Genomic DNA, 17,248 nt, shown 5'->3' with positions numbered 1-17,248 from the left:
CCTCTCTGACACCGCGAGGTCAAACAGGCACTCAGCGTTGTGGTTCGTAGGTTTTCAGTGATGTCCACAACGTCACCTCGGTGAGGCCGCAGTGGTTCATCAGGATCCGGTCCCTCGCCGCCTGGTCGTAGCCGTGCCTGGCCAGGTCCTCGTACAGTTCCGCGACCTTGTCGAGGCCGAAACGCCTGACCAGGTAGCGAACCGCGAGCCAACTGACGCCGTACACGTCGGCGTTGTTCTGGTAGAAACCGGCGTCGCTCGGCAGCGCGCCCAGGGCCGGCAGGGCCTCGTCGATGACCTCCTGTTCCCACTTGGCCACCTCGCCCGGACCGCTGATCGCCTCGATCCCCCGCCAGGACACGTACTCCGCCGCCCCCTCGGCCAGCCACAGCGGTTCGTAGCCGCCCAGGTCGGCGGTCGCGACATGGGTGATCTCGTGCGACAGCAGGATCTCGTCCACCCGGTCGCGCTCGTTCGGGTTGACCACGATGTACGCGCCGGCCACGGTGCCGTCGGCGGTGTCCTGACCGGGCAGCGAGGAGAACGTCGACCCCGCGCTCGCGGCCGACTCGACGTCCTCGTCGGCGAACCGGGCGTCGCGGACCTCGGACTCGTCCAGCGCGATGATCAACACCGACCCGCGCCACCTCCGCGGCCAGTACTCGGTCACCTGGGCCAGCGCCTCGGTCGCCTCGACCACGATCGCCCGGCCGCGCCGGGTGTCGCCCTTCTCCACCACGGCCAGCACCCGGGGTCCCCGGTGCACCTCGATCCGGCCCAGGTCCCACGCCTCCTGGTGGGCGCCGGGCCCGAGGTCGTCGTCGAGGTCGTCGTCATCGGTGAGCACCCAGCGGCCGCGCACGTTGATGAACGTGTAGCCGAGTTCGGTGACGACCGGCGTCAGGTCGACCTTGGGGATCTGGTACCGCATCAGGATCCGGACCAGGTACGTCGTACGCCCGTGAGCCTTCACCACGGCCGGATCGAACCGTTCCTCGGCCTGGCTGTAGCCGAGTTCGGTGAAACCCATCTCGACCAGGTTGGCGAACAGGATCTTCTGCTCGGCCCGCAGCGCCTTGTCGGCCGGGTCCACGTCCTGCAGGAACAGCGCCTCGTTGACGGTCTGCACAGCCTGCGCGCGGCGGATCAGGATCGTGTCGATGGCGACCCGGCGGGCGGCGATCGCGGCCGCGGTCTTCGACGGCTTGCCCGACTGGTTCGGCCCGGCCGGGGTCAGTGTCGTGGTGGGCCTGGCCCGGGCATCCCGTTCCCGGTCTTCAACGGTGTAGACCACGCCGCCCGAGACGAGCGCCACCGCCACCAGCAGCCCCAGCCAGCGCCGGGGCCCACGGGGCGGATCCTGAGCGCCTGGGGGTCCGGCGCTAGGGGTGGTCACACTCACGTCGGGTCGATCCTCCGAGTACCCGTCTGTCGCAGCCCGGCTACCCTACTCGGTTCCCCGGATTCCACCACCCTCAACTGGCGGCGGCCGCCTGGAGGGCCTGGAAGAGGCCTGCCTCGGTCATGCCGACGTGTTCGAGCATGATCCGGTCCCGCTCGGCCTGGGTGGAACCGAGCGCGGCCAGCTCCTGGTAGAGCGTGCCGACCTCGGTGCCGCCGAAGCGTTCGAAGAGGTGGTCGACGGCCAGCCAGGCCAACGGGTACGAGCTGTCGGACGTCTCGAAGAACACCGCGTCGGCGGGCAGGCTCTTCGCCTTCGACAGGTACTTCGTGCGGACCTCCTGCCGGTACTTCCCCAGCGCGAGGTTCTCCGCCCCGTCCATCGGCAGGAACTCGACGTACGTCGCCGCTCCCTCGACCAGCCAGCGCGGGGCGTTGGCGCCGTACGGCGCGGTGGCGACGTGGGTGAACTCGTGGGCGAGCGTACGGGCGTCGACCTTCGACCGGTTGCGCGGGTTGACGACGACGTACGAGTCGGCCCGCTCTCCCTCACCGCTGACTTCACCGGGCAGCGTGCGGTACACCCAGGTCGCCATGGCGATCGCGTCCTCGGCGTTCTTGGGCGCGGTGTAGTCGGCGCCGCGGACGATCTTGTCGTCCAGTGCGATCACCACGCCGGACCCGGTCCAGCCGCCCGGCCAGCTCTTCGACACCGCCTTCACCGCGCTGGTCGCCTTGCCGAGCAGGCTGTCCGCGAGCTGCTCCTGCCCCTTCTCGACGACCACGAGGACCCGAGGCGCGCGCCGGACCAGCACCTCGCCGGTGTCCCACGCCTCCTGATGCGAGCCGCGCGGCAACCGCTTGTCCAGGTCGGTGTCCGACACCAGCATCCAGCGGCCGTCACCGCGCTCGGTGAACGTGTACCCGAGCATCGCGCGGACCGGTCCGGCGTCGATGCCGCGAATCTGGTACGTCATCGCGATCGCGACCAGGTACGTCGACGGGCCGTACTTCCGCGTGACGGCCTCGTCGTACTGCTGACTCAACTGCTGGTAGACGAGCCGGGAGAAGCCGAACTGGCGCAGGTTCGCGAACAGGGTGCGCTGCCGGGCGACCAGGCTCCTGTTCCCTGGATCCACGTCGGCGAGGAACGCCGCCTGGTCGTCCTGGAGCACGGCCTGGGCCCGCTTGCGCAGTACCTGATCCACCGCCGCCGCCCGGGCGGCCAGGTCGATGTCCGGCGTACTCGGCGCCGGCGTTGCCGTGCCGCCGGCGCGGTCGCTCGCCCGGTGCAGGGCGAGACCGCCGGCCACCGCGACGGCCACGAGGACGAGTGCCAGCAGGAACGGCCAGATCCTTGGGCCCTTGGCGGCCGCGTGCCTGCTCTTCGGGGGCGCGGCGTGCCGCCCGCTCATGCCGGCCGGCTCAGGCGCCGCCCGGCCGGCCGCTCGCCGGATCCGGCTCACCGATCGCGTCACCGGAGTGCTGCGCGATCATCTCGGTGATGTCCCGGGCCAGCTCCTGCCCGGTCAGCCCGATCTCCTGCAGTACGGCGGGACGCTTGGCGTGGTCCAGGAACTGCTGCGGGATGCCGAAGTCCCGGACCGGTGTCGTCACCCCGGCGTCGCGCAGCGCCTGCGAGATCATCGACCCGCAACCGCCGGCCCGGCCGTTGTCCTCGATCGTGACGACGAATTTGAACTTCGCCGCCAGCTCCACCAGCTTCGGGTCGACCGGCTTGACCCAGCGCGGATCCACCACGGTCACGCCGAAGCCCTGTGCCTCCAGTCGGCCCGCCACGTCCATCGCGGTGGCCGCCATCGAGCCGATGCCGACCAGCAGGACGTCGGTGCCGGAGCGCTCGAGGACGTCGAGGTCGCCGATCCGGTCGATCGCCTCGATGTCCGGGAACACCTCGCCCTTGGCGTACCGCAGCACGGTCGGGGCGTCGGAGACGTCGACCGCCTCGTTGAGCAGTTCCTCCAGCCGCGTGCCGTCCCGCGGCGCGGCGAGCCGCAGTCCGGGAACGAGCTGCAGGATCGACATGTCCCACATACCGTTGTGGCTCGCACCGTCGTCACCGGTGACGCCCGCGCGGTCGAGGACGAAGGTGACACCACACTTGTGCAGCGCCACGTCCATCAGCAACTGGTCGAACGCCCGGTTGAGGAACGTCGCATAGAGGCCGACGACCGGGTGCAGACCGCCCATCGCCAGCCCGGCCGCACTCGTCACCGCGTGCTGCTCGGCGATGCCGACGTCGAAGATCCGGTCCGGGAACTCCTGCGCGAACGGCGCCAGCCCGGTCGGGTGCAGCATCGCGGCCGTGATCGCGACCACGTCCGGGCGGCGGCGGCCGATCCGGACCATCTCGTCGGCGAACACGTCGGTCCAGCCGCGCGGCTTGTTGGCCGGCCGGATCTGGTGGAAGTTGTCCTCCTCGTCCTGCTCGGCGGCGGCGTACCCGAAGCCCTTCTGGGTCACCGCGTGCACGATCACCGGACCGCCGAACGACTTCGCGTTGCGGAGCGCGTCCTCCAGCGCCTGACGGTCGTGCCCGTCGACAGGGCCGACGTACTTCAACCCGAGGTCCTCGAACATGCCCTGCGGGGCGAGCATGTCCTTCAGGCCCTTCTTCACGCCGTGCAGGACCTCGTACATCGGCGGGCCGACGTACGGCGTGCGGCCGAGGTTCGTCTTGACCAGCTCGAGGATCTTCTCGTACCGCGGGTTGGTCCGCAGGCTGGTCAGGTGCGTGGCCAGGCCGCCCACCGTCGGGCTGTAGGAGCGGCCGTTGTCGTTGACGATGATGACGAGTTTCAGGTCCTTGGCGGCGGCGATGTTGTTCAGCGCTTCCCAGGCCATCCCGCCGGTCAGGCCGCCGTCACCGATCAGCGCGACGACGTGCCGGTCCTCCCTGCGCAGCCGGTAGGCCTTGGCCAGGCCGTCGGCGTACGACAGCGCGGTCGAGGCGTGGCTGTTCTCGACGATGTCGTGCTCGGATTCGGCCCGGCTGGGGTAACCGCTCAGGCCGCCCTGCTGACGGAGCGTGTCGAACTTGGGCGCCCGGCCGGTGAGCAGTTTGTGGACGTAGGTCTGGTGACCGGTGTCGAACACGAGGCGGTCGCGGGGCGAGTCGAACACCCGGTGCATCGCCAGGGTGATCTCCACCATGCCCAGGTTCGGCCCCAGGTGGCCGCCGGTCCGCGAGACCGTCTCGACCAGGACATCCCGGATCTCGGCCGCGAGATCGGTCAGCTGCTGACCGGTCAGCTTCTTGAGGTCCGCCGGCCCTCCGACCGTCTCCAGCACGCGCATCGAGCTCCTCCCGCGGATCGTCCTCGAATGCTTGAGTCTATGCACCCGCCGCCCGGTTTCCGAACTCGCACGGGCGGTTGGGCGAATCTCACACCGTGGGATGCGCGCCGCGCCCGGTTGGTTCGATCTCCACCTAGAGTGATCGCGTGGAGATGGTGAGGACGCTGTTCCGGAAGTACGACGGGCAGCCGCACCGCCTGGTGGAAGCGGTCCGGCTCGGCGAGGACGAGCACGGCCTGTGGGTCGGCTCGGTCCCCGGCACCCAGGGCCAGCGCGCCGACGGCAGCTGGGTCACCATCGACCACCACCGGGTCCGCCTCTTCCCGCACGGCCAGTGGTGGAGCGCCCTGTTCAACGACGACCCGCACCAGACAGCCATCTACTGCGACATCACCATGCCGGCGGAGTTCGGCGTCGACACCGTCACCACCGTCGACCTCGACCTGGACATCCGCCTGATGCGCGACGGCACCGTCCGGGTCATGGACGAGGACGAGTTCCACGCCCACCAGGTGAAGTACAACTACCCACCCCAGGTAGTAGCCACTGCCCAAGCCACCTGCACCTGGCTGGCCACCCACATCACCACCACAGAACCCTTCACCACCGCCTACAAGCCCTACCTGGACCTCACCCGCTCGCTCGGTGTTCACGGTCGGCCGACCCCTCCCCGGCGATAGGTTGGGGGTCATGCGGGATGTGCGGGTGGTTTATCGGAAGTATGACGAGAGGTTGCATTGGCATCAGTGGATGCGGTGGCTTGGGGAGGATGAGTACGGCGTGTGGTTGGGGGCGCCGGCGGAGTCGGTTTCGCAGCGTGGGAGTGAGCCGGAGGTGGTGCACTCGCAGGCTCATGTGCAGTTGTTCCCGCGCGGCCGGTGGTTCACGGCGAGCTTCAACGACGAGCCGCGGTCGACGGAGATCTACTGCGACATCACCACGCCGGTGGAGTTCGGTGAGGACGTGTTCACGATGGTCGACCTCGACCTGGACGTGATCAAGAAGCGGGACGGGACGATCATCATCGACGACGAGGACGAGTTCGCCGAGCACCAGGTGAAGTACGGCTACCCGGCCGACGTGATCGAGACCGCCCGGGCGACCTGCGACTGGCTGGCCGGCGTGGTCGCGACCGACGAACCGTTCCTGACCGTCTACAAGTCCTATCTCGACAGGGTGCGGTGAACGCGCAGCGTCGCATCCTTCAGCAGTAGCGCCCCGGGCAGCGGCCCGCGCTGGCCGGCGAACATGTCGGCGACCGGGGTGACGGTCAGGTAGAGGTTCTTGCCGGCCGGTACGTCGACCGCGATCGCGGGCAACTCGATCGACCGCCGCTCGCCCTGGACCACCCGCTTCTCGCGCAGCGGCATCGTGTTGTTCTGCACGACCTTCGCGGTCAGCGGGCTCGTGCCGACACTCAACGCGAAGAACGCACCGGAGTCCGGAACCACCGTATAGACGCGGGCGTCGAGTCGGGGCACGCCTGCGACGGTGATCGGCCCGCCGGCGACCTTCAGGTTGACCGGCAGCCCGGCACCGGTCGGGGTGACGATCTTGCCGAGCGGATACCGGGCGTTCGCCGGCAGATTTTGTTGCGTGAGGCAACGACCATCAGCGGTGGACAAGTGGTAGGCGCCGTACCCGGACAGGCCGGTTGCCCTGCCCAACAGCTTGGCCGTCATGAACCGCAGGGCGAGACCGGAGAAGCTGGACGATCCCAACGCGATCGAACACGGGTCACCGGCAACAGCCCATCCCGGCGGCACCACGCTCGGCAGCGTGTGCCCGGCGTTGTAGCCGACGAAGATCGACCTGGCACGGGCGCCCGGGGTCAGCGCGCGCTCGTAGTTCGCCAGCCCCTGGTTGAGGTTGAACAGATTGTCCGAGATCCCCTGACCGATCAACACCGGGATGTCCAGCTTGCGCCCCTGCGCCACATGCCACGCCGGCCCGTTGCGCGCGAAGAACTCGTCCAGGTCCCGCCCGGCCTTCCCCGGCGGCCACGCTCCGGTGGTGATCAGTACGACGAACGCCGCCGAGACCTCAGGCGGAAGGCGCGTACCGCCGCCGGCGTACAGCAAGGACAGCCACATCGTCCGCGCCGCCTCGTCCGGCGCGAGGCTCTGCTTCAGGTCCCACCAGGTCACCTCGGGCGCGAGCGCGTCGAACCGGGTCCGGCCGCTGTCGCGCAGTTCGGTGAACGCACCGGCGAACTGGAACCCGCCGCCGTACGACCCGCCGATCGCCCCGATCAGCGGATCACCGGGTCCCTGCTTCGTCACCCAGTCGAGCCCCGCGACCAGATCGACGAGCTCGATCACGTCGCGGCCCTCGAAGTCCGGGTTCATCACGTGGGCGACACCGGTGCTCTCGCCGAAGCTGCGCTGGTCGAAGCTCAGTACGCCGAAGCCGGCGTCGAGCCAGGACTTGAAAGCGGCCGGGTCCTTGGTCCGGCTGCCGCCCCAGCCGTGGCTGTGCATGATCAGCGGCACGGTCTGCGACGCGGAGGCACCCGCGGGTTTGAACAGCGAATAGCAGATCCGCACCGGGGTCGTCGTACCGGGCTCTGGTACGGAGGACACACATCCCGTGGACGCGACGGCGGGCGCCGCGATCAACGAGGAACCGAGCAGAGCCAGTGCGCAAGCCAGCGCAGCCACACGACGACGCATCAGTCACTCCCGGTGATCGACGAATCCCGCTGCGCACACGCTAGACGACGGCGCGCCCGCTGACCAGATCCAGGCTTCGCTGTGGGCGAATCAGGGGGCCGAAGCTGCGAGACTGTGCTCCGTGCATATCGCGATCGAGGTCGTGGCCCTCGTCGCCGTGGTCGCGGGCGGGGCCGCGCTGGCCCGGCGGCTCGGGATCTCGGCTCCCCTGCTTCTCGTCATCATCGGGATCGCCGCGTCGTACCTCCCGTTCGTCCCGCGGGTCGAACTGGCGCCCGAGGTCGTCCTGGTCGGGTTCCTGCCGCCGCTGCTGTACGCCGCGGCCATCCGGACCAGCCTGGTCGACTTCTCGAAACACCGGCGCTCGATCGGCCTGTTGTCCGTCGGTCTGGTCGCGTTCACCACCCTCGGTGTCGGCCTGGTCGCCTACTGGCTGCTCGGCGCGGTCGCGGAGGCGCAGGGCCAGGAGCCCTTGCCGTTCTGGGCGGCGATCGCGATCGGTGCCGTGGTCGCACCGCCCGACGCGGTCGCCGCCACCGCCATCGCCCGACGGGTCGGCCTCCCCCGCCGGGTGGTCACCATCCTCGAAGGCGAGAGCCTGGTGAACGACGCGACCGCCCTGGTCTGCCTGCGCACCGCGATCGCCGCCGCGGCGGTCACGCCGACCGTCCTCGACGTCGGGCTCGACTTCCTCCGGGCGGCCGGCGGCGGAGTGCTCGTCGGGTTGGTCGTGGCCATCGGGCTGGCCAAGATCCGGCGCCGGTTCACCGACCCGGTGCTCGACACCACGCTCAGCCTGACCGCGCCGTTCATCGCCTACATCGCGGCGGAGAACCACTACGTGCACGCGTCCGGCGTCCTGGCCGTCGTCGTCACCGGCCTGCTGCTCGGCCACAAGGCTCCGATCATCCAGTCGGCCAAGTCGCGGATGTCGGAGCGGACCAACTGGCGGACGTTCCAGTTCCTGCTGGAGAACACCGTCTTCCTGCTGATCGGGCTGCAGACCCGCTGGATCCTCGACGACCTCGCCGACAGCCCACTGCCGGGCTGGCTGATCGCGGTCGCGACGCTGGCGGTGTTCGCGACCGTCGTACTCCTGCGGCCGATCTGGGTCATCCCTGCGACGTTCCTGTCCCGGCGGACCCTCGGCCCGTCGCGGCCCGGACCGGTGTCCTTGCAGAGTTTGGTCGTGGTCTCGTGGGCGGGGATGCGTGGCGTGGTCACGCTGGCGGCGGTGTTCACGCTGCCCGAGGACACGCCACATCGTGAGGTGCTCGTCTTCATCGCGCTGGCCGTCACCGCAGGCACCCTGCTGGTCCAGGGCTCGACCCTTCCCTGGCTGGTACGGCGTCTGCGCCTGCCCGGCCCGGATCCGGCGGAGGATGCGTTGCAGGAGGCCGCCGTACTGCACGGTGCCCATCGGGCCGCGATGGAGAAGCTGGACGAGGTCTCGACCCCGGACGATCCACCCGAGGTGCTCGAGGTGCTCCGGCAGCGTGGCGAGTCGCGGGCACAGGCCGCGTGGGAGCGGCTCGGGCGGCCCGAGAGCGAGTACGAGACGCCCAGTGAGGCCTACCGCCGGTTGCGGATGGCCATGCTCGAGGCCGAGCGGGCGCACCTGCTGAAGGTGCGCGACGCCGGCCTGGTCGCCGACGAGGTGCTGCAACGCGCCCAGATCGCACTCGACGTCGAGGAGTCCATGCTGGATCGCGACGAGGACGACGACGTCGGCGGGCAGTCGGACGACCTCCGCCTCGCGCCGCCGCCCGGCGGGGCGTGCGAGCACCTGGAGAGCGCTCCGATGGTGCTCCCGCCGAACACGCCGGACGGTTGTGAGGAGTGTCTGACCATCGGCAGCACGTGGGTCCACCTGCGGCTCTGCCTCGGCTGCGGGCACGTCGGCTGCTGCGACTCGTCGCCGATGAAGCACGCGAGCGAGCACCACGCGACCACCAAACACCCGGTCATGCGCAGCTTCGAACCAGGTGAGACTTGGCGCTGGTGCTTCGTTGACGAGAAGCTGGGCTGATGGCCGACTGTCTGTTCTGCTCGATCATCGCCGGGACCACACCCGCCCAGGTCGTCCTCGACACACCGGACGTCGTCGGATTCCTCGACGTACGGCCGGTGTTCAAGGGGCACACGCTGCTGGTGCCGCGCGAGCACGTGCCGACTCTAGTGGAACTGCCGGACGAGTTGACCGTGCCGCTGTTCGGCGCGGCCCGGACGGTCGCGGCGGCGGTGCGTACGGCGTTCGACGCGCAGGGGTCCTTCGTTGCCGTCAACAACGTGGTGTCGCAGTCCGTCCCCCATCTCCATGTGCACGTGGTGCCACGGACGAAGGGGGACGGACTGCGCGGGTTCTTCTGGCCCCGGACCAAGTACGCCGACGACGCCGAGGCAGCGGAGTACGCCGGCAAACTCCGCGCCGCCCTGGCCGGTTAGTTACGGACGGGCGGTCTCCCACGCGACCGTGTCGTCGGCAGCCGCGAACGTGCGGGCGGCGGCCGCGGCCGGCGGGTTGTCGGCGGTCAGGTTGAGCCCGGGCTTGCGGTCCTCGATGGTGAACTGCGCCCGGGTGAACACCTCAGCGTGCTTGGTCCGCACCGAGCGAATCGTGCGGAAGTCGGCGACCAGCGACTCGCGGGTGATCGTGGTGTTCACGTAGCCGCGCAGGTTGTTCTGGAACCGCAGGTGCGGGTTCCACGCGAACCACGGGTGCGAGCCGGTCGGCGAGTCGGCGCCGTCGCCGCCGCTGGTGATCGACGAGCAGACCAGCTCCGACCCGACCGTCCGCGACGTCGGGTCGTCGTAGTCCAGCTTCAGGTCGGCGGCCCAGTGCGCGTGCACGTCACCGGTGAGTACGACGGGGTTCCGCACCCGGGCGTCGACCCAGCCCCGGGTGATCCGGTCGCGTGAGGCGACGTACCCGTCCCACGAGTCCATCGAGGTCACCTTCAGCGGACCGGAGTTGTTGTCGCGCTGGGCGAAGAACACCTGCTGGCCGAGGATGTCCCAGCGCGCCTCCGAACGGCGGAAGCCGTCGATCAGCCACTTCTCCTGCCGCTCGCCGGTGATGGAGCGCTTCGGGTCGACGGCCGCCGGGCAGTCCTTGTAGCCGTCGCCGCAGCCCTGGTCGTCGCGGTACTGCCGGGTGTCGAGCATATGGAACGTGGCCAGCTCACCCCACTTGACCCGGCGGAACAACTGCATGTCGATGCCACGCGGCTTCGACGACGCGCGCAGCGGCATGTTCTCGTAGTACGCCTGGAAGGCGGCCGCGCGGCGGGCCAGGAAGCCGTCCTCGGGCCGTTCCGGCGTCTGGTTCGCCCAGTTGTTGTCCAGTTCGTGGTCGTCCCACACCACCAGCCAGGGCGCGACCGCGTGGGCCGCCTGCAGGTCCGGGTCGGTCTTGTACTGCGCGTGCCGCTGCCGGTACGACGCCAGGTCGGTGGTCTCCGGTCCGTCGTGATCACGGACGTTGCCGCCCGGAGCGACGTACGTGCCCTTGGTGTACTCGTACTGGTAGTCGCCGAGGTGGAGCACCAGGTCCGGGTGGTCCTCGGCGAGCCGCCGGTACGCCGTGAACCAGCCGTGCTCGAACTGGGAACACGAGACGAACGACATCGCCAGCTCGCGCGGCATGGTCCCCCGGGCCGGTGCGGTCAGCGTCCGGCCAGTGGGCGAAACGTACCCCTGGGCGCGGAAGCGGTAGTAGTACTCGCGGCCAGGCTGCAGGCCCTGGACGGTGACGTGGATCGCGTGGGCGTGCTCCGGCCGGGCGACGGCGACACCGGCCTTCACGACGTGGTGGAACCGGGAGTCGGTGGCGACCTGCCACTGGACGGCGTACGCGCGACTCGGCATGCCGCCGAGGCCGTCGGGGGCGACCGGGTCGACGGCGAGGCGGGTCCACAGCACGAACCCGTCGGGCCAGGGGTCGCCGCTGGCGATGCCGAGCGTGAAGGGGTCCTGCCGCACCGGGGTTGCGGCGGCGGTGGTCGGGGTGGTCAGGACGGGGGTCAGGCCGGCGACAGCCGCAGTGGAAGCCAGACCGGCTTTCAGGACGGATCTACGGGAGGTCTCCATGCGCCCGACCGTTCCCGTCCCCGGCGTCCACCAATCGACATCCAGATGACCACCAGATGGCGGCTTCGGCCTCCTTCAGCGGAGGCTGCGGTCCAGGCGGGTCTCCAGCCGGTCGAGGGCCTTCTCAGCAGCCGCGCGGACGGTGTTGTCGGGATCGTCGAGAAGGCCCCGCAACGGCTCGGCGTGTTCGGCTTCGCCGGCGGCTCCGACCGCCCGGGCGGTGCTGGCGCGGACACGAGGCAGCTCGTGGGTCAGGCCCGGCAGCAGGGCGTCGACGAGTTGACCGAGCTCGCGTTGGGCGGTGACGCGGGCGACGTGTTCGCGGACGCGCCAGGCCGGGTCGTTCGCCGCGACCAGGAGGGCCTCGACGGCGTCGTCGCGCCAGACGTACAGGAAGGCCCGGGCAGCCCAGACCCGGGCCCAGTAGAAGTTGACCGGATCGAGCTTCGCCCATCCGCCGACGGTCGGGCCGACCAGCCACTCCAGCTTGTCGACCTCGGTGGTGAACGCCTCCTCCGGATCCACCTCACCGGTCAGTACGGCGATCGCGAAATCGATCACCGCATCCTCGCCATACCGTGCGCACGCGCCGCGGACGACCTCGCGCGGCGGCTTCCGGTCGGTCATGGATTCAGTCAAGCCTGGACCGCCGACAGTTCCGGCTGACCCGGTGCTCTCGATAGGTTCGGCGGATGGGACTTCTGGATCCGTCGTCGGCGGAGTACCGGGTCGTCGCCGGGATCATCGCGTCGGCCCATCGCCGGGTCGGCGCGACCAGGTCCCACCGCTGGAACGGCGACATCGGCGTACTCCCAACCCTCAGCAGGCAACGCAGCCAGGCGGACCTCGACGGCACCATCCACCTGCACCCGCGCAACGTGATCGGCCCGTTGATGCGCGCGCACGGCGGAGCGGGCGGGCGCTGGTGGTATCCGCGGGCTGCGCGCGACGCGGCGTACAACGTGATCTACGAGGCGCTGCGACAGAGCAGCAAGCCGTCCGTGCGGCCGACGGACTACGATGCCGGCAAGCCGCTGGACGGCGGGTTGGCTCTCAACGCGCGCACCCTCGACCAGTCGTTGGCAGAGCAGCGGACGTACGAGATCGCCGAAGCGGTGCTGGGCGACAACGGGATGGCTCAGGTGTACGTCGAGGATCCGCCGGAGGCGGCCGGGCTCGGTGGCCACGGTCTGTCCAGTGGGATGGTGACGCCGTTCCGGGTGAACCCCAGGGCGACGACCGCGACCGCGGGAGTCCGTGGCTTCGTCGACGGTCTCGCGGCCGCGACCGGTCGGGGCCGCGACGAGGTGTTCGACCGCCTGATCACGGAAGCCAAGGGATCGCGGTGGAGCCTGGCCTTGCAGCTGGTGGCCGATCCCGAGGTCTTCTCGAGACTGTCGTCCGAGCAGCGGTCGTCGGCGTACTCCGAGGCGAGTCGGCATGCGGCTCAGGAGTGGTCCCGGCTGTCGTCATTCCGATCGATCACGATCAGCACCGTCGAGGCAGCCGAGCAATGGGGCTACAGCATCGGTCTCGAGACGGCCGACACCGTGGTCAAGCAAGCCAACGGTCTGCCGACGCCGGTCACCGCGGAGCCGGCTCAAGCATTGCGGGCTCCGGCCGGCAACCGGGAGCTGTCTCCGAATGACGTGCTTGGTGCGCAGGCGCCCCTGACCGGCGTGAAGCGGCCCGAGTCCGCTCCAGCCGCCGGAACCAGCTCATCAGCACCTGCCGAGCGCCGTGCGCAACAACTCGACAAGTAGCCGGGAGCCGGCCGACCGGACTGGTCGGCCGGCTCCTCGGGTGGTAGGTCAGCTCGCGATCAGGGAGCGGAGCACGTACTGCAGGATGCCGCCGTTGCGGTAGTAGTCGGCCTCACCGGGGGTGTCGATCCGAACCACCGCGTCGAACTCCTTCACCGACCCGTCCGGCGCGGTCGCCTTGACGTGCACGGTGCTCGGGATGGTCCCGTTGTTCAGCTCGGTCACGCCGGTGATGTCGAACGTCTCCTCACCGGTCAGGCCGAGGGACTCCGCGGTCTCACGGTCGGGGTACTGCAGCGGCAGCACGCCCATGCCGATCAGGTTCGACCGGTGGATTCGCTCGAAGGACTCGGTGATCACGGCCTTCGCGCCCAGCAGCGCCGTACCCTTGGCCGCCCAGTCCCGCGACGAACCCGAGCCGTACTCCTTGCCGGCCAGGATCACCAGCGGCGTGCCCTGCTCGGCGTACGCCTGGGCGGCGTCGTAGATCGTGGTCACCGGCGCGTCGGGCTTGGTGAAGTCGCGGGTGAAGCCGCCCTCGGTGCCCGGCGCGATCTGGTTGCGCAGCCGGATGTTCGCGAACGTGCCGCGGATCATCACCTCGTGGTTGCCGCGCCGCGAACCGTACGAGTTGAAGTCCTTGCGGTCGACGCCGTGCTCGGCCAGGTACTTGCCGGCCGGGCTGTCGGCCTTGATCGAACCGGCCGGCGAGATGTGGTCGGTGGTGACCGAGTCACCCAGCTTGGCCAGCACGCGCGCGCCGGCGATGTCGGTGACCGGCGCCGGCTCCTTCGCCATTCCCTCGAAGTACGGAGGCTTGCGCACGTACGTCGATTCGGGGTCCCAGGCGAACGTCTTGCCCTCCGGGGTCGGGAGCGACTGCCAGCGCTCGTCGCCGGCGAACACGTCGGCGTAGTCCTTGGTGAACATCTCCTTGTTGATCGAGCTGGCGATCACCTGCTCGACCTCCTCCGCGCTCGGCCAGATGTCGCGCAGGAAGACGTCGTTCCCGTCCTGGTCCTTGCCCAGGGCATCGTTCTCGAAGTCGAAGTCCATCGTGCCGGCCAGCGCGTAGGCGATCACCAGCGGCGGCGAGGCGAGGTAGTTCATCTTCACGTCCGGGTTGATCCGGCCCTCGAAGTTCCGGTTGCCGGACAGCACCGAGACGACCGCCAGGTCGGCCTCCTGGACACCGGCCGACACCGCCTCCGGCAACGGACCGGAGTTGCCGATGCAGGTGGTGCAGCCGTACCCGACCAGGTGGAACCCGAGCTTCTCCAGGTACGGCGTGACGCCGGCCTTCTCGTAGTAGTCGGTGACGACCTTCGACCCGGGCGCGAGCGAGGTCTTCACCCACGGCTTCGACGCGAGGCCCTTGTCGACGGCGTTCTTCGCCAGCAGCGCGGCGGCCAGCATCACGGACGGGTTGGAGGTGTTGGTGCAGGAGGTGATCGAGGCGATCACCACGTGGCCGTGGTCGAGCTCGACCTCCTGGCCGTCCAGGGTGATCTTCGTCTTCTTCGACGGCCGCCCGTCGGCCGGATGCGGCTCGTGCGGCTGCGCCTCGTCGGAGTGGTCGCGGCCGTTCGCCGGTGGGTCACTGGCCGGGAACGACTCGACCACGCTCTCGTCCGCGAGCGACGGGACCGCGTCCACTGCCGCCGTACCGACCTTGTCCTCCTCGGGGACGTAGTCGACCAGCGCGCCGCGGAAGGACTCCTTCGCCTTGCTCAGCTCGACCCGGTCCTGCGGCCGCTTCGGGCCGGCGATCGACGGGACCACGGTCGACAGGTCGAGCTCGAGGTACTCCGAGTAGCGCGGCTCGACCGCCGGGTCGTGCCAGAGGCCCTGCTCCTTGGTGTAGGCCTCGACCAGCGCCACGTCGTCATCCGAACGGCCGGTCAGCCGCAGATATTCCAGCGTCACGTCGTCGATCGGGAAGATCGCGCAGGTGGAGCCGAACTCGGGGCTCATGTTGCCGATGGTCGCCCGGTTCGCCAGCGGCACCGCGGCGACGCCGTCGCCGTAGAACTCGACGAACTTCCCGACCACTCCGTGCTTGCGCAGCATCTGGGTGATGGTGAGGACGACGTCGGTGGCGGTCGCGCCGGCCGGGACCGAACCGGTCAGCTTGAAGCCGACCACCTTCGGGATCAGCATCGAGACCGGCTGGCCGAGCATGGCGGCCTCCGCCTCGATACCGCCGACACCCCAGCCGAGCACGCCGAGGCCGTTGACCATCGTGGTGTGCGAGTCGGTGCCGACACAGGTGTCCGGGTATGCCTGGCCGTTTCGGACCATCACGGTCCGGGCCAGGTGCTCGATGTTCACCTGGTGCACGATGCCGGTGCCGGGCGGGACGACCTTGAACTCGTCGAACGCGGTCTGACCCCAGCGGAGGAACTGGTAGCGCTCGCGGTTGCGCTCGTACTCGAGCTCGACGTTGCGCTCGAACGCGTCCTGCCGGCCGAACACGTCGATGATCACCGAGTGGTCGATGACCAGCTCGGCCGGCGCCAGCGGGTTGATCCTGGTCGGGTCGCCACCCAGCTCGGCGACCGCCTCGCGCATGGTGGCCAGGTCGACCACACACGGCACACCGGTGAAGTCCTGCATGATCACCCGGGCCGGGGTGAACTGGATCTCGGTGTCCGGCGCCGCGTTCGCGTCCCAGTTGCCGAGCTTGCGGATGTGGTCGGCGGTGATGTTCGCGCCGTCCTCGGTGCGCAGCAGGTTCTCCAGCAGCACCTTGAGCGAGTACGGCAGGGTGTCCGCACCCTCGATACCCGCCAACCTGAAGATCTCGTACGACTGCCCGTTGACCTCGAGTGCCCCCTTGGCACCGAAGCTGTCGACGCTCGCCATCAACCTGCTCCTCTATCCGGTCCTGTTCCGCTGAGCCCATCCTGCCGAGCACCCGGCCCGGCCGCGACGTCAGGTTCCCCTAACTCCGCACCAAACTCTCTCGACATCAAGATACACGACATCGAGTCACTCCAGCACCTCTTTCCGAACCTGTGGACGAACGCCGCCGCCCGCCGCGGCGGGCGGCGGTGCGCTTCTCAGGAGACCTGGGGGAGGACTTCGGCGGCGATGAGGTCGAGGTGGGCCAAGTCTTGGAGGTCCATGATCTGGACGTACTGACGGCTGGAGCCGACGGCGGCGAACTGGCCGAGACGGTCGACGACCTCGGCGGGGGTGCCGGCGATCGCGTTGGCCTTCAGCTCGTCGACGTCACGGCCGATGGCGGCGGCGCGCTGCTTGACCTGGGCGTCGTCCTTGCCGACGACGACGGTGTGCGCGGTCGACAGGGCCAGCGTCTTCGGGTCGCGGCCGATCGCCTCGCAGGCAGCCTGGACGCGCTTGAACAGCGTCTCGGTCTCCTCGACCGAGCGGAACCCGGCGTTGAACTCCGCCGCGTACTTCGCCGCCAAGGCCGGCGTACGCTTCTTGCCCGCACCGCCGACGATGATCGGCGGGTGCGGCTGCTGCACCGGCTTCGGCAGCGCCGGCGAGTCGGTGATCCGGTAGTGCTCGCCCTGGAAGTCGTACGTCTCCCCCACCGGCGTGTCCCACAACCCGGTGATCAGCTCGAGCTGCTCGGTCAACAGGTCGAACCTGCCCGGCGTGTCCGGGAAGTCGAGGCCGTACGCCGTGTGCTCGGCCTCGTACCAGCCCGCACCGAGCCCGAGCTCGGCCCGGCCGCCGCTCATCTGGTCGACTTGCGCCACCGAGATCGCGAGCACGCCGGGGTTGCGGAACGTGGCCGAGCTGACCAGCGTGCCCAGCTTGATCCGGCTCGTCTCGCGGGCCAGCCCGGCCAGCGTGATCCACGCGTCGGTCGGCCCCGGCAGGCCGTCGTGATCGCCCATCACCAGGTAGTGGTCGGACCGGAAGAACGCGTCGAACCCGTTCTCCTCGGTTTTGCGTGCCACCGCGAGCAGATCGTCGTACGAGGCACCTTGCTGGGGTTCGGTGAAGATCCTGAGAAGCATGCGGACCACG

At 69.5% G+C, this 17,248-nt stretch carries 13 protein-coding genes; 5 read left to right on the top strand and 8 right to left on the bottom strand.

The window, feature by feature from the left end; all coding sequences use genetic code 11:
* Positions 1 to 31: 31 nt before the first annotated feature.
* The 3 genes from ACYVOK_RS07785 to dxs form a co-directional block, all read right to left on the bottom strand.
* The gene (locus ACYVOK_RS07785) at positions 32 to 1,402 is read right to left on the bottom strand and encodes a gluzincin family metallopeptidase (RefSeq protein WP_460661585.1); all 1,371 of its coding nucleotides are present in this window, start codon (positions 1,400 to 1,402) and stop codon (positions 32 to 34) included.
* Between the two features lie 73 nt (positions 1,403 to 1,475).
* Positions 1,476 to 2,879: a gluzincin family metallopeptidase gene (locus ACYVOK_RS07780; RefSeq protein ID WP_460661584.1), complete on the bottom strand. Its 1,404-nt coding sequence runs from the start codon at positions 2,877 to 2,879 to the stop codon at positions 1,476 to 1,478.
* Positions 2,827 to 4,719 (bottom strand): 1-deoxy-D-xylulose-5-phosphate synthase, encoded by a 1,893-nt coding sequence (gene dxs / locus ACYVOK_RS07775; RefSeq protein WP_460661583.1) that lies wholly within the window; start codon positions 4,717 to 4,719, stop codon positions 2,827 to 2,829. The genes ACYVOK_RS07780 and dxs overlap by 53 nt, the downstream gene beginning before the upstream one ends.
* Positions 4,720 to 4,871: 152 nt before the next feature.
* On the opposite strand from dxs, the gene ACYVOK_RS07770 reads away from it, so the two are divergent.
* On the top strand, positions 4,872 to 5,399 hold the full coding sequence (locus tag ACYVOK_RS07770; protein WP_460662183.1) for a DUF402 domain-containing protein: 528 nt from the start codon (positions 4,872 to 4,874) through the stop codon (positions 5,397 to 5,399).
* Positions 5,400 to 5,469: 70 nt separating this feature from the next.
* The gene (locus ACYVOK_RS07765) at positions 5,470 to 5,904 is read left to right on the top strand and encodes a DUF402 domain-containing protein (RefSeq protein ID WP_460661582.1); all 435 of its coding nucleotides are present in this window, start codon (positions 5,470 to 5,472) and stop codon (positions 5,902 to 5,904) included.
* Here ACYVOK_RS07765 and ACYVOK_RS07760 read toward each other — a convergent pair.
* Positions 5,883 to 7,391, bottom strand: coding sequence for an alpha/beta hydrolase family protein (locus ACYVOK_RS07760; RefSeq protein ID WP_460661581.1), 1,509 nt, complete (start codon positions 7,389 to 7,391; stop codon positions 5,883 to 5,885). The two genes, ACYVOK_RS07765 and ACYVOK_RS07760, sit on opposite strands and share 22 nt — an antisense overlap.
* A 121-nt stretch (positions 7,392 to 7,512) precedes the next feature.
* Here ACYVOK_RS07760 and ACYVOK_RS07755 point away from each other — a divergent pair, with 121 nt between their 5' ends.
* Both ACYVOK_RS07755 and ACYVOK_RS07750 read left to right on the top strand, forming a co-directional pair.
* Positions 7,513 to 9,420, top strand: a complete 1,908-nt coding sequence (locus tag ACYVOK_RS07755; protein WP_460661580.1) for a Na+/H+ antiporter — start codon at positions 7,513 to 7,515, stop codon at positions 9,418 to 9,420.
* On the top strand, positions 9,420 to 9,836 hold the full coding sequence (locus ACYVOK_RS07750) for an HIT family protein (RefSeq protein ID WP_460661579.1): 417 nt from the start codon (positions 9,420 to 9,422) through the stop codon (positions 9,834 to 9,836). Before ACYVOK_RS07755 ends, ACYVOK_RS07750 begins: the two co-directional genes overlap by 1 nt.
* Here ACYVOK_RS07750 and ACYVOK_RS07745 read toward each other — a convergent pair whose 3' ends face one another.
* Positions 9,837 to 11,480, bottom strand: a complete 1,644-nt coding sequence (locus tag ACYVOK_RS07745; RefSeq protein ID WP_460661578.1) for an alkaline phosphatase D family protein — start codon at positions 11,478 to 11,480, stop codon at positions 9,837 to 9,839.
* A gap of 75 nt (positions 11,481 to 11,555) precedes the next feature.
* The gene (locus ACYVOK_RS07740; protein ID WP_460661577.1) at positions 11,556 to 12,107 is read right to left on the bottom strand and encodes a HEAT repeat domain-containing protein; all 552 of its coding nucleotides are present in this window, start codon (positions 12,105 to 12,107) and stop codon (positions 11,556 to 11,558) included.
* A 65-nt stretch (positions 12,108 to 12,172) separates the two neighbouring features.
* Between ACYVOK_RS07740 and ACYVOK_RS07735 the strand changes: the two genes are divergently transcribed.
* Complete coding sequence (locus tag ACYVOK_RS07735) at positions 12,173 to 13,243, top strand: hypothetical protein (RefSeq protein ID WP_460661576.1); 1,071 nt, start codon at positions 12,173 to 12,175, stop codon at positions 13,241 to 13,243.
* 48 nt (positions 13,244 to 13,291) lie between these two features.
* Here ACYVOK_RS07735 and ACYVOK_RS07730 read toward each other — a convergent pair whose 3' ends face one another.
* Complete coding sequence (locus ACYVOK_RS07730; RefSeq protein ID WP_460661575.1) at positions 13,292 to 16,108, bottom strand: aconitate hydratase; 2,817 nt, start codon at positions 16,106 to 16,108, stop codon at positions 13,292 to 13,294.
* A 197-nt stretch (positions 16,109 to 16,305) separates the two neighbouring features.
* A complete protein-coding gene (locus tag ACYVOK_RS07725) occupies positions 16,306 to 17,238 on the bottom strand; it encodes an LLM class F420-dependent oxidoreductase (protein WP_460661574.1) in 933 nt (310 codons plus the stop codon).
* Positions 17,239 to 17,248: the final 10 nt, after the last annotated feature.

Source organism: Kribbella swartbergensis, assembly GCF_054784135.1.
This window is presented reverse-complemented; position numbering and strand designations above follow the sequence as displayed.